At 73.2% G+C, this 16,586-nt stretch carries 17 protein-coding genes; 9 read left to right on the top strand and 8 right to left on the bottom strand.

The window, feature by feature from the left end:
• Window positions 1-34: 34 nt before the first annotated feature.
• Both QFZ74_RS24225 and QFZ74_RS24220 read right to left on the bottom strand, forming a co-directional pair.
• A complete protein-coding gene (locus tag QFZ74_RS24225) occupies window positions 35-1,147 on the bottom strand; it encodes a sensor histidine kinase KdpD (RefSeq protein WP_307622922.1) in 1,113 nt (370 codons plus the stop codon).
• Between the two features lie 2 nt (window positions 1,148-1,149).
• Window positions 1,150-1,893 (bottom strand): response regulator transcription factor, encoded by a 744-nt coding sequence (locus tag QFZ74_RS24220; RefSeq protein ID WP_307622921.1) that lies wholly within the window; start codon window positions 1,891-1,893, stop codon window positions 1,150-1,152.
• Window positions 1,894-2,009: 116 nt separating this feature from the next.
• Between QFZ74_RS24220 and QFZ74_RS24215 the strand changes: the two genes are divergently transcribed.
• The 3 genes from QFZ74_RS24215 to QFZ74_RS24205 are packed head-to-tail and all read left to right on the top strand — an operon-like array spanning window position 2,010 to window position 4,167.
• The gene (locus QFZ74_RS24215) at window positions 2,010-2,726 is read left to right on the top strand and encodes a glycosyltransferase family 2 protein (protein WP_373462431.1); all 717 of its coding nucleotides are present in this window, start codon (window positions 2,010-2,012) and stop codon (window positions 2,724-2,726) included.
• Complete coding sequence (locus QFZ74_RS24210) at window positions 2,723-3,340, top strand: DUF2064 domain-containing protein (RefSeq protein ID WP_307622919.1); 618 nt, start codon at window positions 2,723-2,725, stop codon at window positions 3,338-3,340. The genes QFZ74_RS24215 and QFZ74_RS24210 overlap by 4 nt, the downstream gene beginning before the upstream one ends.
• The gene (locus tag QFZ74_RS24205) at window positions 3,337-4,167 is read left to right on the top strand and encodes a bifunctional 2-polyprenyl-6-hydroxyphenol methylase/3-demethylubiquinol 3-O-methyltransferase UbiG (RefSeq protein WP_307622918.1); all 831 of its coding nucleotides are present in this window, start codon (window positions 3,337-3,339) and stop codon (window positions 4,165-4,167) included. Before QFZ74_RS24210 ends, QFZ74_RS24205 begins: the two co-directional genes overlap by 4 nt.
• A gap of 316 nt (window positions 4,168-4,483) precedes the next feature.
• On the opposite strand, the gene QFZ74_RS24200 is transcribed toward QFZ74_RS24205, so the two are convergent.
• Window positions 4,484-5,716 carry a molybdopterin-dependent oxidoreductase gene (locus tag QFZ74_RS24200; protein WP_307622917.1) on the bottom strand — a complete coding sequence of 411 codons (1,233 nt, stop codon included), beginning with the start codon at window positions 5,714-5,716 and terminating at the stop codon, window positions 4,484-4,486.
• Between the two features lie 173 nt (window positions 5,717-5,889).
• On the opposite strand from QFZ74_RS24200, the gene QFZ74_RS24195 reads away from it, so the two are divergent.
• Complete coding sequence (locus tag QFZ74_RS24195; protein ID WP_373462495.1) at window positions 5,890-7,203, top strand: hypothetical protein; 1,314 nt, start codon at window positions 5,890-5,892, stop codon at window positions 7,201-7,203.
• A 19-nt stretch (window positions 7,204-7,222) separates the two neighbouring features.
• Here QFZ74_RS24195 and QFZ74_RS24190 read toward each other — a convergent pair whose 3' ends face one another.
• Together QFZ74_RS24190 and QFZ74_RS24185 are read right to left on the bottom strand one after the other, a co-directional pair.
• The gene (locus QFZ74_RS24190; RefSeq protein ID WP_307622916.1) at window positions 7,223-7,951 is read right to left on the bottom strand and encodes an FAD binding domain-containing protein; all 729 of its coding nucleotides are present in this window, start codon (window positions 7,949-7,951) and stop codon (window positions 7,223-7,225) included.
• Window positions 7,952-8,085: 134 nt separating this feature from the next.
• A complete protein-coding gene (locus QFZ74_RS24185; RefSeq protein ID WP_307622915.1) occupies window positions 8,086-9,225 on the bottom strand; it encodes an oxygenase MpaB family protein in 1,140 nt (379 codons plus the stop codon).
• Window positions 9,226-9,388: 163 nt separating this feature from the next.
• Here QFZ74_RS24185 and QFZ74_RS24180 point away from each other — a divergent pair, with 163 nt between their 5' ends.
• Window positions 9,389-10,006, top strand: a complete 618-nt coding sequence (locus tag QFZ74_RS24180; RefSeq protein ID WP_307622914.1) for a TetR/AcrR family transcriptional regulator — start codon at window positions 9,389-9,391, stop codon at window positions 10,004-10,006.
• Here QFZ74_RS24180 and QFZ74_RS24175 read toward each other — a convergent pair.
• Window positions 9,998-11,254, bottom strand: a complete 1,257-nt coding sequence (locus tag QFZ74_RS24175) for a glycosyltransferase family 4 protein (protein ID WP_307622913.1) — start codon at window positions 11,252-11,254, stop codon at window positions 9,998-10,000. The two genes, QFZ74_RS24180 and QFZ74_RS24175, sit on opposite strands and share 9 nt — an antisense overlap.
• Window positions 11,251-11,901, bottom strand: coding sequence for a DedA family protein (locus QFZ74_RS24170; RefSeq protein ID WP_307622912.1), 651 nt, complete (start codon window positions 11,899-11,901; stop codon window positions 11,251-11,253). The genes QFZ74_RS24175 and QFZ74_RS24170 overlap by 4 nt, the downstream gene beginning before the upstream one ends.
• A 160-nt stretch (window positions 11,902-12,061) precedes the next feature.
• Between QFZ74_RS24170 and QFZ74_RS24165 the strand changes: the two genes are divergently transcribed.
• The 4 genes from QFZ74_RS24165 to QFZ74_RS24150 all read left to right on the top strand — a co-directional run bounded on the left by QFZ74_RS24165 (window position 12,062) and on the right by QFZ74_RS24150 (window position 15,626).
• Window positions 12,062-12,451: a BlaI/MecI/CopY family transcriptional regulator gene (locus tag QFZ74_RS24165; protein WP_307622911.1), complete on the top strand. Its 390-nt coding sequence runs from the start codon at window positions 12,062-12,064 to the stop codon at window positions 12,449-12,451.
• Window positions 12,452-12,520: 69 nt separating this feature from the next.
• Window positions 12,521-13,471: a M56 family metallopeptidase gene (locus tag QFZ74_RS24160; protein ID WP_307622910.1), complete on the top strand. Its 951-nt coding sequence runs from the start codon at window positions 12,521-12,523 to the stop codon at window positions 13,469-13,471.
• A 125-nt stretch (window positions 13,472-13,596) separates the two neighbouring features.
• A complete protein-coding gene (locus QFZ74_RS24155) occupies window positions 13,597-14,259 on the top strand; it encodes a response regulator transcription factor (protein ID WP_307622909.1) in 663 nt (220 codons plus the stop codon).
• Window positions 14,256-15,626: a HAMP domain-containing sensor histidine kinase gene (locus tag QFZ74_RS24150; RefSeq protein WP_307622908.1), complete on the top strand. Its 1,371-nt coding sequence runs from the start codon at window positions 14,256-14,258 to the stop codon at window positions 15,624-15,626. Before QFZ74_RS24155 ends, QFZ74_RS24150 begins: the two co-directional genes overlap by 4 nt.
• Here QFZ74_RS24150 and QFZ74_RS24145 read toward each other — a convergent pair.
• Window positions 15,607-16,494, bottom strand: coding sequence for a hypothetical protein (locus tag QFZ74_RS24145; RefSeq protein WP_307622907.1), 888 nt, complete (start codon window positions 16,492-16,494; stop codon window positions 15,607-15,609). The genes QFZ74_RS24150 and QFZ74_RS24145 overlap by 20 nt on opposite strands.
• Window positions 16,495-16,586 lie beyond the last annotated feature (92 nt).

Below are 16,586 nucleotides of genomic sequence, written 5' to 3'. Positions count from 1 at the left end.
GTCGGAGGGGCCGCGCCAGGAGTGAGCTCGGCGCTCACCTTGCGGCGGCGGGCAGCGTCACCTCGAAGCGGCAGCCGCCGGGGATGTTGCGTACGGTGGCACGGCCCTGATGGGCCTCCACGATGCCCCGGACGATGGCGAGGCCGAGGCCCGCGCCCGCCGGTGGGGTACGGGCGTGCGTGCCGCGCCAGCCGGTGTCGAAGACGCGCGGCAGGTCCTCCTCGGGGATGCCGCCGCAGCCATCGGAGACCGACAGCACCACGCCCTCGGGCGAGCGTTCGGCGGCGATGGCGACCGTGCCGTCGGCAGGGGTCCGGCGGATCGCGTTGACCAGCAGGTTGCCCAGGACCCGGCTCATCTCCTTGCCGTCGACCTCCACCGGGACCGGTGCCACGTGGTCGCCCACCAGCCGGACACCGTGCGCGCGGGCGAGCGGGTCCGCGCCCGCGAGGGCGTCGCCGACCAGGTCGTACAGCGACATCCGGGAAGGGGCCAGGGGAAGCGTGCCGGCGTGGATGCGGGAGAGTTCGAAGAGGTCGCCGACCATGTCGTTGAGGCGCTCGACCTCGGTGCGGATCTGCTTCAGATAGCGGTCGGGGTCGGCGGCGACGCCGTCCTCCAGCGCCTCCGACATGGCGCGCAGACCGGCGAGCGGGGTGCGCAGGTCGTGGGAGATCCAGGCGACCAGCTCGCGCCGGGAGGTCTCCAACGCGCGCTCCCGCTCCCGGGATTCGGCGAGCCGGGCGCTGGTCGCCGCCAGTTCCCGGCCGAGCGCGTCCAGTTCGGCGGTGGCCGGACCGGCCGGGGCCGTGAAGGCGCCGCCGTCGCCGAACGAGCGGGCCGCGTCGGCCAGTTCACGGCTACGGGCGACCACCCAGCGGCCCAGCAGCAGCGCGGTGGCCAGGGAGACGGCGGCCGCCATCGCGACGACGGTCGTGACGACGGACAGATCGTGCGGCGACAAGAACATCGCCCACGCCACGGCGAGCGTGCCCGCGAGCATCGCGAACACCCCGACGGCGGCCACCACGGCGAGGGACGCGGTGAGCGAGCGGCGGCGCAGCAGCCGCAGCGCGCCCGCGCCGGCGAGCCCGGTGACGGCGGCGCCGAGGAAGGCGTAGAGGGCGATCAGCAGGATGTCGCGCACGGTCAGTCCTCCTCCCCACCCGTGGCCGTGGGGTCGAAGCGGTAGCCGACGCCCCACACCGTCTGGATCAGGCGGGGCCGGGCCGGGTCGTCCTCGACCTTGCCGCGCAGGCGCCGTACATGCACCGTGACCGTCGACAGGTCGCCGAAGTCCCAGCCCCACACCTCGCGCATCAGCTCCTCACGGCTGTACGCCCGTCCCGGGTGCCGCAGGAAGAAGGCGAGGAGGTCGAACTCGCGCAGGGTGAGGGCGAGTTCGGTGCCGTTCTTGGCGGCGTTCCGGGCGGCCGGGTCGAGGGTGAGCCCCGCCGCGCCCAGGGGACGGGAGACGGCCGCCGGCCGGGCGCGGCGCAGGACTGACTCCACCCGCAGCACCAGCTCCCGCGGGCTGAACGGCTTGGTGACGTAGTCGTCGGCGCCGACCTCCAGGCCCAGGATGCGGTCGTCCTCGTCACCGCGGGCGGTGAGCATGATGACCGGCACGGGCCCGCGCCCGCGCAGCCGCCGGCAGACCTCCAGGCCGTCCATGCCGGGCAGCATCAGGTCGAGGACCACGAGGTCGGGCCGGTGCGCGGCGGCACGGGTGAGGGCGGTGGGGCCGTCGTCGGCCCGGTCGACCACGTGGCCGGCGCGGTCCAGGTACCCGGCGACGACCTCCGCGACCGTCGGATCGTCGTCCACGACCAGGACCCGCGCGCCCTGCCGGGCTGCGGGGATCCCGGGGCGTTCGTACGGCTGCTGCTGCATGCCCCCCAGCCTCGCATCACGCCCGCTGCGAACACGCCCCCGTACCGCGGCTCGGCGTCCGACGTCCGCGTTTCGTAAGGAGCCGGCACCCGAAATGCCCGGTTCCCGTTCGTAGGGTGAAAGCCGTGACCAAGCCACCTTCACCGCCCCCGCCACCGGACGTCGACGTCGTGCTGCCCTGCCTGAACGAGGCCGAGGCCCTCCCCTGGGTCCTGTCCCGCGTTCCGGCCGGGTGGCGGGCGATCGTCGTGGACAACGGCTCCACCGACGGCTCCGCGGACGTCGCCCGCTCGCTCGGCGCGACCGTCGTCCACGAGCCGCGTCGGGGGTTCGGTGCCGCCTGCCACGCGGGACTGACCGCCGCCGGCGCCGACGTCGTCTGCTTCTGCGACTGCGACGCCTCCCTCGACCCGGCCCTCCTCGTGCCCTTCGTGCGGGAGGTCCGGGCCGGCGCGGCCGACCTGGTGCTCGGCCGGCGGCGTCCGCAGCGCCGGGGCACCTGGCCCGCACACGCCCGGGCCGGCAATCTGGTGCTCGCCCGGATGCTGCGCCGCCGCACCGGCCTGCGGCTGCACGACCTCGGCCCGCTGCGCGCCGCCCGCCGCGAGGCCCTGCTCTCCCTCGGTCTCACCGACCGGCGCAGCGGGTACCCGTTGCAGATGGTCGTGCGCGCGGCCGACGCGAACTGGCACGTCACCGAGCATGACGTGCCGTATCTGCCCCGCACCGGCGCCTCCAAGGTCACCGGCACCTGGCGCGGCACCTGGCAGGCGGTACGGGACATGAGCCGCGTCCTGGCCGAGGCCCCCGTACGGCAAGGAGCCCCCCGATGACCACCCTTCTCGTCATCGCCAAGGAGCCCCGCCCGGGCCGGGTCAAGACCCGGCTGACACCGCCGTTCACGCCCGAGGAGGCGGCGGCGCTGGCCGAGGCGTCCCTCGCCGACACCCTGCACACGGTGGCGCGCACCCCGGCCGACCGGCGTGTGCTCGTCCTCGACGGCTCTCCGGGCCCCTGGCTGCCGCCCGGCTTCGACGTCGTGCCGCAGTGCGCGGGCGGACTGGACGCGCGGCTGGCGGACGCCTTCGCCGGGTGCACGGGCCCCGCCCTGCTGATCGGCATGGACACTCCTCAGGTGACGCCGGAGCTGCTCACGGTGGACTTCGCCGACTGCGACGCGTGCGTCGGCCCGGCGGAGGACGGCGGTTTCTGGGCGGTGGGCATGGCCCGGCCCGACCCCGGTCTGCTGCGCGGCGTGCCGATGTCCCTGCCGGTGACGGGCGCGCTCCAACGGGAACGGCTGGTCGCGGCGGGACTGCGGGTGCGCGAGCTGCCCCGGCTGCGGGACGTCGACACGGCCGCCGACGCGCGGGCCGTCGCCGGCCTGGCCCCGCAGACCCGGTTCGCCGCGCGACTGGCCCGGTTCACCACGGTGACCGGCCGATGAGCGCCGCGCGGGGTGCACCCGGCCTCACGGAGCGTGCCGCCCCCGCCTGGACCGGTTCCGGTCCGTACGCCGCCGCCCTGCACGCCGGCCACGGCCCGCTGTTCCTGCGCCGTGCCGACGGCTGGCTGCTGCCACTGGAGGTGGAGCGCTGGTGCGCCACGGCCGACGCGGTGGACGGGGAGGTGCTGGACCGCTGCGAGGGTGCCGTACTCGACGTGGGGTGCGGGCCGGGGCGACTGGTGGCGGAGCTCGCCGCGCGTGGCCGGACCGTCCTCGGTATCGACGTGAGCGAGGCGGCGGTCGCCCACACGGTACGACGCGCCGCCACCGTACGGACCCCGCACCCCGGACCGTTCCGGGACGAACCGGCGCTCCGGCGCTCCGTGTTCGACCCGCTGCCCGGCGAGGGCCGATGGGACACCGTCCTGCTCATGGACGGCAACATCGGCATCGGCGGCGACCCGCGCGCCCTGCTGGACCGGGCCGCCGCGCTCCTCGCCCCAGGCGGTCTGCTGATCGCCGAGACCGCACCGGCGGACGTGGACGAGCACGTCCAGGTGCAGGTCGTCGACGTCACCGGCGTCCACGACACCGGGCGGCCGTTCTCCTGGGCCCGGCTGGGCACCCCGGCGCTGCTGCGGCACGCGCGCAGGGCAGGCTGGCGGGCCGTCGCTCACTGGTCGGCCGGCGGCCGTCGCTTCGTCGCCCTGCGCAGCCGCCGCAGCCGCCGCGCCAGCAGCAGTGCCGAGCCGCCGAAGAGCACGGCGGTGATCAGCAGCCAGTGGGTGAGGAACGGCGCCGCCGACAGGCCGGCACCCAACCGGTAACTCCGGTCCATCTGCCCGCTGATGAGCGGGAACCACATGAGCAGGAGCAGACCGGACAGGGCGGCGGGGACGCGGATGTACGAAGTCCACGCGCGGTGACCCAGCGTACCGAGGCCGCGGGTGACCGCCCGGTCGGCTCCCGTGTACAGCGGCAGGAACACCAGGTCGTGCAGGACGGCGGCACCGACGAACCAGAGCGCCACGTCGAACCAGTCGTCGGCGAGCAGCCGCACGGCCGCGTACGCGGCGAGCGCGAACGCGCAGGCGAGCAGCAGCAGTTGGACGGGGCTGCCGAGCGGGATCCGCGGGCGCCTTGTCATCCCAGGTCTCCGAACGTCATCCGGGCCACCCACTTGGTGTTCAGCACGCCGGGTGCGGCGGGGACGATGACCCGTGCCGGGTGGCCGTGGTCGAGGGAGAGTTCCTCCCCGTTGACGTACAGGGCCAACAGGGAGCGCGGATCGGCGACTTGGTTGGCGCGCAGGGCGGCGCGGCGGAAGCCGCCGTGGCGCTGGAGTGACTCCACGAACACGTCGGGCGGGTTCTCGCGCTCGTATCCGACGAGCGCCGCGAGGTCGCGCAGCCGCACCCCACGCCACCACTGGTCCGACGTGGACCATCCTTCTACGCAGGCGATGGGCAACGCCGAGCTGTGAAGGGTGAGTTGGAGCAGCTGGGCGCGGCTCAGGCGGACGGGCCCCGTGCGGCCCTCGATCACGAGCCGCCAGGCCTCCTCGCTGGTGTCGGCCGCACGGATCCCGGCGTACGCGGCCGTCTTGTTGATCTGGAAGCCGTTCGGTCCGCTGCCCGGTTCGGGGCCGCCGTGCGGGGTGAGCAGGGCGGTCGCGCGCAGCGGCTGGTCGAAGCCGCGCCCGGCGCTGGTGGCGAACAGCAGCAGCGAGGCGCCGCCGACCGTCCACAGCGCCCCGCGCCGCGAGACGGTGGGCGGTGCGGGCCTCGGTGCGACCAGGTCGCTCTCCTCGCGTGCCCCGCGTACGGTGCGCACGGCCAACGGCACCTTCAGCGCGGCGTGGACGACGAACGCGGCGAAGAACACCCAGGCGCCGTAGAAGTGCAGGGTGTAGAAGGAGCCCGGGAAGACGTAGTCCAGCTGGATGTTGAGCACGCCGGTCACGAACTCGAACAGTGCGCCGCCGACCAGGAGCAGCAGCGAGACCCGCTCCAGCGCGTGGGCGAGCGAGCGAGCGGGCGGCAGCGTGAACAGCCTCGGCACCACCGACCACAGCTTGGCCAGCAGCACCGGGACGAGGACGATCCCGAGCGTGACGTGGACGCCCTGTGTCAGCCGGTACAGCCAGTGCGGGTCGGTCGGCCACGCGAAGAGGTAGAAGCCGAGGAGACCCTTGTCCGGCGTCTTGTCGTTCACCGGGGCCAGGTTCGGGTTGTAGGCGGCGTACGAGATGAGGCCCGTCACGAACAGCACGGTCAGCCCGGCGAGCAGGACGAGGCCGAGCACCGAGGTGAACCAGGGGCCGCGCAGGGGGCTGCGCCAGAAGCCGGGTGAGGTGGGAAGCCGTGGGTCGCGCATGCCCCGACCGTAGGCCGCCGGAGCCCCGGAAACCGGCGTCCGCCCCATGACGAAACGCTGACATCCGGCTCGTCGGGCGGTCCAGCGCCGCCCGTGCGGCCTAGCGTGCGGGTGTGATCCGTTCGACCGCGTCCCTCCCCCGTGACCGCAACGCCCGTCCCCTCCACCGCGATCTGCCCGACCTGTACGCCGCCGCGGCCGCCGCCCTGCTGGTGATCGCGGCCGTGCTGATCGGCCGCAACCTGTACACGTTCCGCACGCTGGTCGTCGGTTGTCCGCCGGTGCTCGGCACCTGCGAGGCCCATGTCGGCCCCGGCACCCCGGCCGCGATCCTGGTGGCGGCGGCCGTCGTGGCGTACGGCCCGTCGCTCGCGGTCCGGCTGCCCTGGCGTGCGCTGCTCGCGGCGGCCTGGGGCGCGGCCATGGCGTGGATCTGGTCCCTCGCGCTGATCGACGGCTGGCAGCGGGGCGTCGCGGGGCGACTGACCACCAAGCACGAGTACCTCCGGGTCGTCGACCGCTTCCACGACATCCCGGCGACGCTGCGGGACTTCACCCACCACATCGTGCTCGGCTCGGCCGCCCCGTGGCCCGCCCACACCGCCGGGCACCCGCCGGCGGCCCCGCTCACCTTCGTCCTGCTCGACCGGGTCGGTCTGCGGGGCGGCGGCTGGGCCGGGGTGTGGTGCATCACCGTGGGCGCGACGGCGTGCGCGGCGGTGCTGATCGCGGTGCGCGCACTGGCCGACGAGACCTTGGCCCGGCGGGCGGCGCCCTTCCTGGTGCTGGCCCCGGCCGCCGTGTGGATGGGCACGTCGGCCGACGCGTACTTCGCGGCGGTAGCCGCGTGGGCGGTGGCCCTGCTCTCCCTCGCGGTCACCGGGCGGTCCGTCTGGTGGGCGGCGCCTTCGGGGCTGCTGTTCGGCCTGACCTGCTATCTGTCGTACGGCCTCACGCTCGTCGCGTTCATCGCCGCGGCGGTGCTGGTCCTGGGCCGCCGCCGGGTCCGGGAGCGCCCGGTCGCGCTGTTCGCGCTGCTGCTCGCCGGACTGGCCGTCGTCCCGGCGGCGTTCACGCTCGCCGGGTTCGACTGGTGGGAGGCGTACCGGCTGCTCGTCACGCGCTACTACCAGGGTGCGGGCGGCGTTCGCCCTTACGGCTACTGGGTGTGGGCCAACCTCGCCTGCACGGTGCTCATCACGGGCCTGGCGACCGCCGCGGGCCTGCGCCGAGCGGGTGCCGCCCTCCTGCGTCCCACCCGCTCGGCCGCCGACACCCGGCTCGCCGTGCTCGTCGCCGCCGCTCTGCTCGCCCTTCTGGTCGCCGACCTGTCGGGCATGAGCAAGGCGGAGACGGAACGCATCTGGCTGCCGTTCGCCGTATGGCTGCCGGCGTCCTGCGCGTTCCTTCCCCGCCCCCGCGCCTGGCTCACCGCCCAGGCGGTGCTCGCGTTGCTGATCAACCACCTGGTGCTGACGGGGTGGTGAGAGTGCTCAACCGGTCTTCTCAGCGGGCGGCGGGGCCGTCGGCGCGCAGGGACTCGGCCTGTCGGCCCACCACCTCCCATGCGTCGGTCGGCAGGTCGTCGAAGACCGTTCCGCGCAGCTCGCGAAGGGCGTCCGCGTGGTCGTCGGTGGCGGAGGCGGCGCTGCCGCTGAGCACGTCGTAGCCGTCCCGGACGGCGACGCGCAGGCGGGTGCCCCCGCCGCCGTCGGCGTGCGACGCGAGGGCCACGGCGAGCGGGGGCGGTCCGCCCGCGTCGCCCGGCATCTTGCGGTACGTGCTGGCGAGGGGCTCGCGCCACTGGAGGCTCAGCAGGACGGGCCGCTTCGCCACCACCTCGGCGAGGTCGGCCTCGCGGACACCGTCCGTCTCCAGCACCGTCGCCCGCGCGTCCAGGACGAGGGCCGCGGGCAGCAGACAACGCAGCGTGCTGCCCACGAGGTTGCCGCCGACGGTCGCCGTCCGGCGCACGGCCCCGGTGCCCACCGCGCCGGCGGCCAGCCGCAGCACGTCCGGCACCCGGTCGTCGACCTGGTTCAGCACCACCGCGGCCCCGAGCGCCTCGCGCCCGACGACGTTGGCCTCCGGCAACTCCCGCAAGGACATGGCGCAATCCGGAAACCCGTCCCGTTGCCAGACGGCCCACACGAGCGTGGCCCCTCCGATCGGCGTGGCGCCGTCGGCCAGACACTCCAGCGCTTCGGACACGGACACGGGCAGGCGCAGGTGCACGGCAACCGACCTTACTATCCCGGAAGTTGGGCGGTGGGGCGGATTCTTGTCGCGCGGAGAGGGGCGCGTACAGGGCTCACGCGCGCATACGTGAGGCGAGGGCCTCGATGCCGGCCTGATCGACGAGACACCCCCTAGAGCGGCAAGGCACCGACCTGGTGGCGGTCGCCGTCGAACAGCATCGCGCCGCGCCTCTGCCTGAACTTCGCGGAGGCGCGTTCGAGTCGGCGGCGTCCGGGTTCGGAGCGGGCGAGCAGCAGGGACGCGACGAGGTTCTTCGCGACGACGGGCGGCACCGCCCAGGGGAGGGTCACGGGAAGTCGGAGGTCTTCGAGGCTCTCCCGGCCCAGGAAGTACCTCAGCATGCTGAGCAGGCGCGCCCGTGCGTAGGCCGAACGCACCGAGCTCAACCTGCCGCGACGCAGGCGCCGTTCGCCGTCGACGATCGCCCTGGACAGGTCGCCTCCCGCGGCCGTCTGTCCGTCCTGGGCCAGCAGGATGTGGTAGTTGAACGCGTTCTGCTCGCGTTCGGTGTCGAAGAGCCAGTCCTCGTTGACCCCGAGGAGCCAGCCGACGTACTTCCACAGGTGCATCACCGCGCGGGAGTCCTCGGCGCTCACGTACCAGCCGAGGACGCGGGCCCCGAGCAGGAGCGTGCTGTTGAACAGGCCCAGCGTGCCCGCCTGGTCGGACTGGTTGACGGGCAGGCCCCACTCGCCGGCGTCCCAACGCCCGTTGTTCTCGAACCGGTCGTTGACGAGCGCGTGCATCACCCGTACGTGAACGGTGAGTCGGAACCCCGCTCCGTCCCGCCGCATCGCTCCGGGCTGCGCGAGGGCGTGGGCCCAGGTCTCCGTCTCCCCGAGCCGCCGCATGGCGGTCGCCCCCGACAGTCCGCCCGTGGCGACGAGCAGCTCGGCGGGTCCGCCGAACCGATAGCCGCCGATCAACGACAGTTGCAACAGGACGTCGTTCGCGGTGCGCCCGAACCGGCGGAACACGGCGGCGCCCCGCTCGATCAGCTCGAAGTCGACCCACGGGGGGACGTCGTCGACCATGGCGAAGAACCGTACGAGCGCGGGCGGGGCGTCGGGCACCGCCTGGACGCCCTCCTCCAGCGCCTTGTTGAACTGGGCCATGGTGACCCGCTCGGTGCCGGGGGCGCCGCCTCGGCGCATGGCGCGCACGAGATCCGCCCCGGGCTCGTCGCGCTCGTACATACGCCGCCCGATCAGATCGAGCAGCTCCTCGTCGACCTCTCGGACGCCGGCCACCCGCCGCAGCACCTTGCCGAAGCGACGGCTGCGCTCCGGCGCCCGGCGGAAGCGGCGCGGATACGGTGACGCGGTTCCTACGTCTTGTGCGCGGGATGTCATCACGGATTGGATGCTGACACGACTAATTAGTCGCGTTCAATTCGCGTCACAGGAGCGGAAGATGACCACCGGCGCACAGCATCCGGCAAGACGTACTCCCCAGCAGGACCGCTCCCGCGCCATGGTCGATCGCATCCTCACGGCCGGCCGCGAGATCCTCCTGGAACGCGGCTACGAGCGCACGAGCACCAGCCGCATCGCCAAGAGGGCCGGAATCAGCCCGGGTTCGCTCTACCAGTACTTCCCGGACAAGGAGGCAATCCTGGCGCAGGTGCTCGACCGCTACGTCGAACAGGTGCACCGTCGCATCACCGACGCGTTCATGGCCAACCTCACCGCCGCCGACCCGGTCCGCCGGACGATCGCCTCCCTGCTGGACGCGCTGGAGGTCGAGGCCCCGCTGCTGCGCGTGGTGTACGAGCAGCTCCCGCGCACCATCAACCGCCAACGCGCCGACTTCGTACGCCGCGTCGAGGACCTCGTCGCCACCGCCCTCCTCTTCCAGGACACCCCCACCACCCGCCCGACGGCCCCGATCGCCTGGATCCTGGTCCGCACCATCGAGGCGGTGACGGTCGGCTACGTCCTGGACCCCTCACCGATCAGCCGCGACACGGTCATCGACGAACTGACGCGGCTCGTGACGGGGTACGTCGGGCAAGGGGCGTCGTCAGCGTGAGGCGGGGGCGCCGGCCGGCCGGGGCCAGGCACGCAGCCGCCGCTGCCAACGCTCCGCCCGTTCGCGCCACTTGGCTCTGCGGCGGGCCCATGCGCGGGCGCGGCGTGTGGCGGTCAGGTCGGTGAACAGGGCCTCGTAGGCGTCGACGATGCGGGCGGGGTCGTAGCGGTGGGAGGACTCACGGGCGGCCTGGCCCATGCGGCGGCGGGCGGGCTCGTCGGCGACCAGGTCGAGCAGGGCGCCGGCCAGTGCCTGCCGGTCGCCCTTGGGGACCAGGCGGCCGTCGACGCCGTTGTGGATGATCTCGGCGGGGCCGAGCGGGCAGTCGGTGGAGACCACCGGGACGCCGCAGCGCATCGCCTCGACCAAGGTCATACCGAAGGACTCGGCGTCGGAGGCGGAGGCGACGATCGACGCCTTGGCGAACTCGGCCTCGATCGGGGAGACCGCGCCCATCAGTTCGGCCCGGCCGCTCAAGTGGAGTTCGTCGATGCGCTGTTGCAGCCGGTCCTTCTCGGTGCCCGCACCGTAGATCCGCAGCGTCCAGTCGGGGTGCTTGGCGGCGACGTCGGAGAACGCGTCGACGAGCAGGTCGAAGCGCTTGCCGCGGACGAGTCGTCCGGCGGCGGCGATCACCTTGGCGCCGGTACCGGTGTCGGACGGGGGCAGGCCGGGGTCGGGCACGCCGTTGGGAATGGCCAGGACCCTGACGCCGGGCAGGCTCATCTTCGCCCGGTAGACGGCGGCGTCCGCCTCCGTGGTGGTCACCAGGGCGTCCAGGTCGCGGTAGGACCGGGCGAGTTGGGCGCGCAGCTTCTTCGCGTGGGTGTCGTGGGTGAGGTGTTCCTGGCCGATGCGCAGGGCGCCGGGCGGGGCGAACCGGGCGAGATACACGTTGATGCCCGGGCGCGTACCGATGATCACGTCGGCGTCGCAGGCCCGCAGGTACTCCTCGGCGCGCTGATCGGTGAGGCGGCTGTACTGCTGGTAGCGCTTCTCGGCGGCGGGGAAGACCTCGGCCGGCTGGTGCAGCAGCGGGTCGGCCGTGTCGGCACTGCCCTCACGCAGGTCGACCAGGGGGACGACCCGCACGCGCGGATCGATGGTGAACCGCGGCTGGGTGCGCCGGCGCAGCATCGAGACGATGGTCACGTCGTGCCGGTCGGCGAGCGCGGTGGCGAGGTTGAGCGTGGTGCGGATCGTGCCGCCGATCCCGTACACGTGGTGGATCAGGAAGGTGATCTTCACTTGGCGCTCCCCGGGGTCGGCCGCGCGGTGGTGCGGGTACGGCGGCGGGACCGGAGCAGGGCCAGTGGCAGCAGCGAGACCGCGACGACCACCGCGATCAGGGGCAGCAGATAGCGGTCGACGTTCGGGATGCTCGACCCGAGGGCGTAGCCGCCCAGGACCAGGCCCGCCGTCCACGCCAGCCCGCCGACGGCCTGCCACAGCGCGAAGGTGCGGGTGGGGACGCCCACGATGCCGGCGAGCGGGTTGAGCACGGTGCGCACCACGGGAACGAACCGGGCGAGCACGATCGCCTTGCCGTGGCCGTACCGGCTCAGCAGTTCCTCGGCCCGCGCCACGCCGTCCGCCAGGCGGCGGCCGCGGGTGCGGGCCAGGAGGGCTCGGCCGGCGCGGCGGCCGAGCAGATAGCCGGCCTGGGCACCGAGCAGCGCTCCGGCCGCGGCGGCGGCCAGCACGGCGGGCAGTGAGAAGTGCACGCCGTTCCGCGTGGTCGCGCACAGCAGACCGGCCGTGAACAGCAGCGAGTCACCGGGCAGGAAGAAGCCGACCATCAGCCCGGTCTCGGCGAACAGCACCAGGAACACACCCGCGGTGCCGAGCGTCGTCAGCAGCGAGGTGGCGTCCAGCGGGTTGAGGGCCTGGAGCACCCACGGTCCTTTCTGCCACGTGCTTGCCACGTGCCGTCGCGGGCGTCCGGGGGCTGTCTCGGGCACGGGCGCGCATGGCAAACTCGAGGGACGGCAGCATTTACACCGCCGTAGAAGTTCTACACGAATGTAGAAGATGGCCGGGAGAACAACAAAACTCATGGGCGGCACCCCGTACGACCGGAGCCCCAAGCGGCCCAATGGCGCACGCGAGGCGGAAATCCTCGCTGTGCTGCACCAGTCCGGCGGCGCCCTGACCCCGGGCGAGGTCACCGAGCGCCTCGGCGACGGGCTGACGTACAGCACCGTGGTGACGATCCTCACGCGGATGAACGCCAAGGAGCTGCTCACCCGCACCCCGCGCGGGCGCGCGTACGCGTACGCGCCGGTGACGGACGACGCCGGGTTCGCCGCCCGCCGCATGCGCTCGGTCCTGGAGGAGCGGCCCGACCGCGAGGCGGTGCTCGCCCGGTTCGCCGACGCGCTGTCCGACACCGACGCCGATCTGCTGCGCCAGCTCCTCGGCCCCGAGCACGGCTCTCACGAGTAGGGCCACTAAGGCCATCAAGGCCAGTAGGACCAGCAAGGCCGCCAAGGCCAGTAAGAAGAGACCGCCCGGATGCGCATCGCCGTCTACCTCCCGCTGCTGCTCTGCCTCCTCGCGCCGCTCGGCGCCCGCCCGCTGTCCGAGCGGTGCGAGCCGCGCCTGGCCACTTCGCTGCTCACCGCCTCGTCACTGGTCCTGGGCACGGCGAGCACCGTCTCCCTGGGACTGCTGGCCGTCACCGGCCTCATCCGCATCCCGCAACTCGCCGCCCTCGGCCACTGGTCGGCGCACACGGCCCAGCACGACGATCCGACCGAGTTCTCCATCGCCCTCCTCGCCGGCCTGCTGCTCGGCGGCGCCGTGCTCATGGCCGCCCGCATGCTCTGGCGCCGCGCCCGCAGCCTCGCCGCGGCCGCGCTCGAGGCCGCCTGCCTGCCCGCGCGCGACGGCCTGGTCGTCGTCGACGACGAGTCGCCGGAGGCCTTCGCCCTGCCCGGACTGCCGGGCCGGATCGTCGTGTCGACCGGCATGCTGCACACCCTCGACGAGACCGAGCACGGCATCCTGCTCGCCCACGAGCGCGCCCACCTCACGGCCCACCACTACGCCTTCGTCGCGTTCGCCCAGCTCGGCGCCGCCGCCAACCCGCTGCTGCGCCCGCTCGCCACCGCCGTCACCTACACGATCGAACGCTGGGCCGACGAGAGCGCAGCCGCTGCCACCGGCGACCGCACGCGCGTCGCCCGCACCGTCGGCAAGGCCGCGCTCGCCTCCCGCCGCGCGCAGACCCTCGCCCGCGCGGCCGGAGCCGCCCTGGGCATCCTCGGCCGCCGAGGCCCCCGCGACCCGCTCGCCTCGGCGGGCCCGGTGCCACGCCGCGTCGCCGCGCTCCTCGCGCCGCCCCTGCCGCGCCACCGTGCCCTCGCCGCCGCGACGGCCACCATCCTCACCATCGCGACACTGGCCACGGCCGATGCCGCCCACGACCTGGATCTGCTGCTGCGCACCGTGGGCGCGTCGTAGGGCAGCCCCGGCGCGGGGCGTCAGGCGCAGGGATCCACGCGGCGATGGTCTACAGTTCTGTAGACGATCTACGCCGTCGCAGTCACCCACTCCGTGCCGCGCGGCCCAAGCATCGGCGGAGGACCATGCAGCCGAAGATCCTGGTCGTCGAGGACGATCACGCACTGCGGGACGTGCTGCGCCGCGGCCTGCACGAGGAGGACTTCGACCCGCTGCTCGCGCGGGACGGCGCGGGTGCCCTGCGGCTGGCGACCGCCGACGTCGCCGCGGCCGTCCTGGACATCGGGCTGCCGGACGCGGACGGGCGCGACGTGTGCCAGGCCATGCGCGCGAACGGCTTCCACGCCCCGGTCATCTTCCTCACCGCACGACACCAACTCACCGACCGCCTCTCCGGGTTCTCGGCCGGCGGCGACGACTACCTGACCAAACCGTTCCACCTCGCCGAACTCGCCGCCCGTCTGCGCGTGTGCGTCCGCCGGACCGCTGTGCGCCACGGGCCCGCGGTCGGCGATCTCACCCTGGACGCGGTCGGCCACACCGCGACCGTCCACGGGACCCGTCTGGCGCTGTCCCCGACGGAGTTCCGCCTGCTGGCCCATCTCGCCGGTGCCGACGGGGAGTTCGTACGACGTCGCGCCCTGGCCAGGGCCGGCTGGCCCGAAGGCGCGCAGGTCAGCGACAACACCCTCGACCAGTACCTGAGCCGGCTGCGCCGCAAGCTGCGCGAGGCGGGCAGCGACCTGACCATCGGCACGGCGCGCGGGATCGGACACCGGCTCTCGTGACCGCCCGCCTTCGCCGACTCGCGCCCCGCACCCTGCGCGGCAGACTCTCCCTGGCCGCGTTGACCACCGCCGCGCTGCTGATGACCGTGCTGACCGTCGTCTTCAACGTCATGATGGACCGGCATCTGCGCCACCAGGCGGACGACGAACTACGCGACCGGGCGGCCGCGGTGGCCTCCACCGTCGACACACGAGGGCCACGGGTGCACGTCCTCGACACACCCGACGACGAGGTTCTCGACGCCAACGTGTGGGTCTACGACGGCCGAAGCCTGATCGAGAAGCCCCCGTCCGCGACGTCCGGAGGCACGCTCACCCAGGCGGCCGGCCAACTCACCGGCGACCGGCGCCAGCTGTGCGAGACGGCCGGCACACAAGGCCGCCCCGTCCGCCTGTGCTCTCAACACCTGGTGGCCGATCAAGCGGTCACCGTGGTGACGGCGCTGGACCTCGCCCCCTACCGCGGCTCGGCCCGCACCCTGCTGCTGGGATCCCTGATCCTGGACGCCTCGATGCTCGTCTGCATGTACGCGCTCACGCGCCTGTCCATAGGACGCGCCCTGCGCCCGGTGCAGACCATGACCGACCAGGCCGCCCAACCCGGCGCCGTGGCGTCCGCCGAGCGCTTCGGCACGGCGGACCACCCGGCCGAACTCGCCCGTCTGGGAGCCTCGTTGGACTCCCTTCTGGACCGCATACGCGGCGCACTGCGCCATGAGCGGCAACTGACCGGGGAGCTGTCCCACGAACTGCGCACCCCGCTGACCCGCATCGTCATGGAACTGGACTGGTGGCGGGCCCGCCCACGGACGGACGCCGAGACGCGCGCCACCCACGAGGTGATCGCCGAAGCCGCTCGGTCCATGCGGACGATCTGCGACACGCTGCTGAACGAGGCCCGCGAGAACACGCGCAATCCGGCGGCGGTCCGTACGTCGACGGAGGTCGCCCGCGTCCTCGAACGCCTCCTCCGAGACGTGGACCGACCTGGTGGACCGAAGACGGCACTCGAGACGGACGCCACCGCGGCATCGGTGGGTGTGGGGAGCCCCCTCCTGGAACGGATCGTCAGCCCGCTGCTGGCCAATGCCGTTCGTTACGCGAGGAGTTGCGTGACAGTGAGCGTCCGTTCTGCCCCCGGCGCGGTGACCATCCACATCACGGACGACGGCCCCGGCGTACCGCCGGCGTTCCTGCCCGACCTCTTCCAACCGGGCCGTCGCGCCGATTCCGCCGACGGACACGACGGTGCGGGCCTCGGGCTCCCGCTCGCGCGGCGCCTGGCGCGCGCCGTCGACGGCGAGGTGACGCACGACCCCGCGCACACGCCAGGCGCCCGCTTCACCGTCAGCCTGCCTGCGGGATGACCGGCTCGGCCTCCGCACCGGCGGGAGCCTTCCGCTCCCGTACCTGTGCGTGGACCATCAACCCGGCCAGTACGGCGAGCAGTGCGGCCGACGACCCCATCGTGCCGAGATCGAGCCCGCCCTTGGCGACCGGCTTGGTGAGGAAGTCGCCCGCGGTCGCGCCGAGCGGCCGGGTGAGCACGAAGGCGATCCAGAACAGCAGCACGTTCGGCACGGCCGGCACCTTCATCAGCACGAGCAGCACGGCCAGCGCACCGCTCACCACGAGTGCGGCGCCCGCGTAGCCGAGACCGGAGCTGTCCGACATGAAGTCGCCCATCGAGGTGCCGAGCGTGTTGGACACCAAAATGGCCGACCAGAACAGGACTTCACCACGGAACGTGACGATGTCGCGGATCTGGAACGTCATCCCGCTCAGCTTCCACACCAGGAAGATGACGAGCAGGATCGATACGAGGATCGCGGCTCCCTCGGGATACCCCAGCCCGAACCCCTGCGGCCCCCACCCCAGCGAACTCGCCCCGCCGGAAAGGTACTGCGCACTCGAGTCCCGGTTCATGAAGTCGGACATCGTGGTGCCGGCCATGCTGGTCGACAGGATCACGGTCCAGTAGAAGAACGGGTGATAGCGAGCAGACCTCAGCTGGATCACCAGGGTCACCACGAAGACCAGGAACAGCGCGACGGTGGTGAGAAAGTAACCAAGCTCGAGCGTCTGCGAGAAGAGATCGCCGGCCGTCTCCCCCAGGGTCGTGGCGGCGATCTTCATGACCCAGAAGGCAAGGGTCACTTCGGGCAGTTTCCTCATCACCGGCTTGCAGGCACCCGCCAGACCCTCTCGGTCGGTGGGGACGTTCGGCTGCTTCACGGCTTGCTGCTCCCGTCCGGTCGTACGACGGATCACCCGCCCCGGCGAGGAGCGGGAGCGGGCGACCCGGTCCGATCCGATGAATCCCTCAC

This window comes from Streptomyces sp. V3I7 (assembly GCF_030817495.1).
GTDB lineage: Bacteria > Actinomycetota > Actinomycetes > Streptomycetales > Streptomycetaceae > Streptomyces.
The sequence above is the reverse complement of the archived record's forward strand: the minus strand, read 5'-3'. Positions and strand labels throughout refer to the sequence as shown.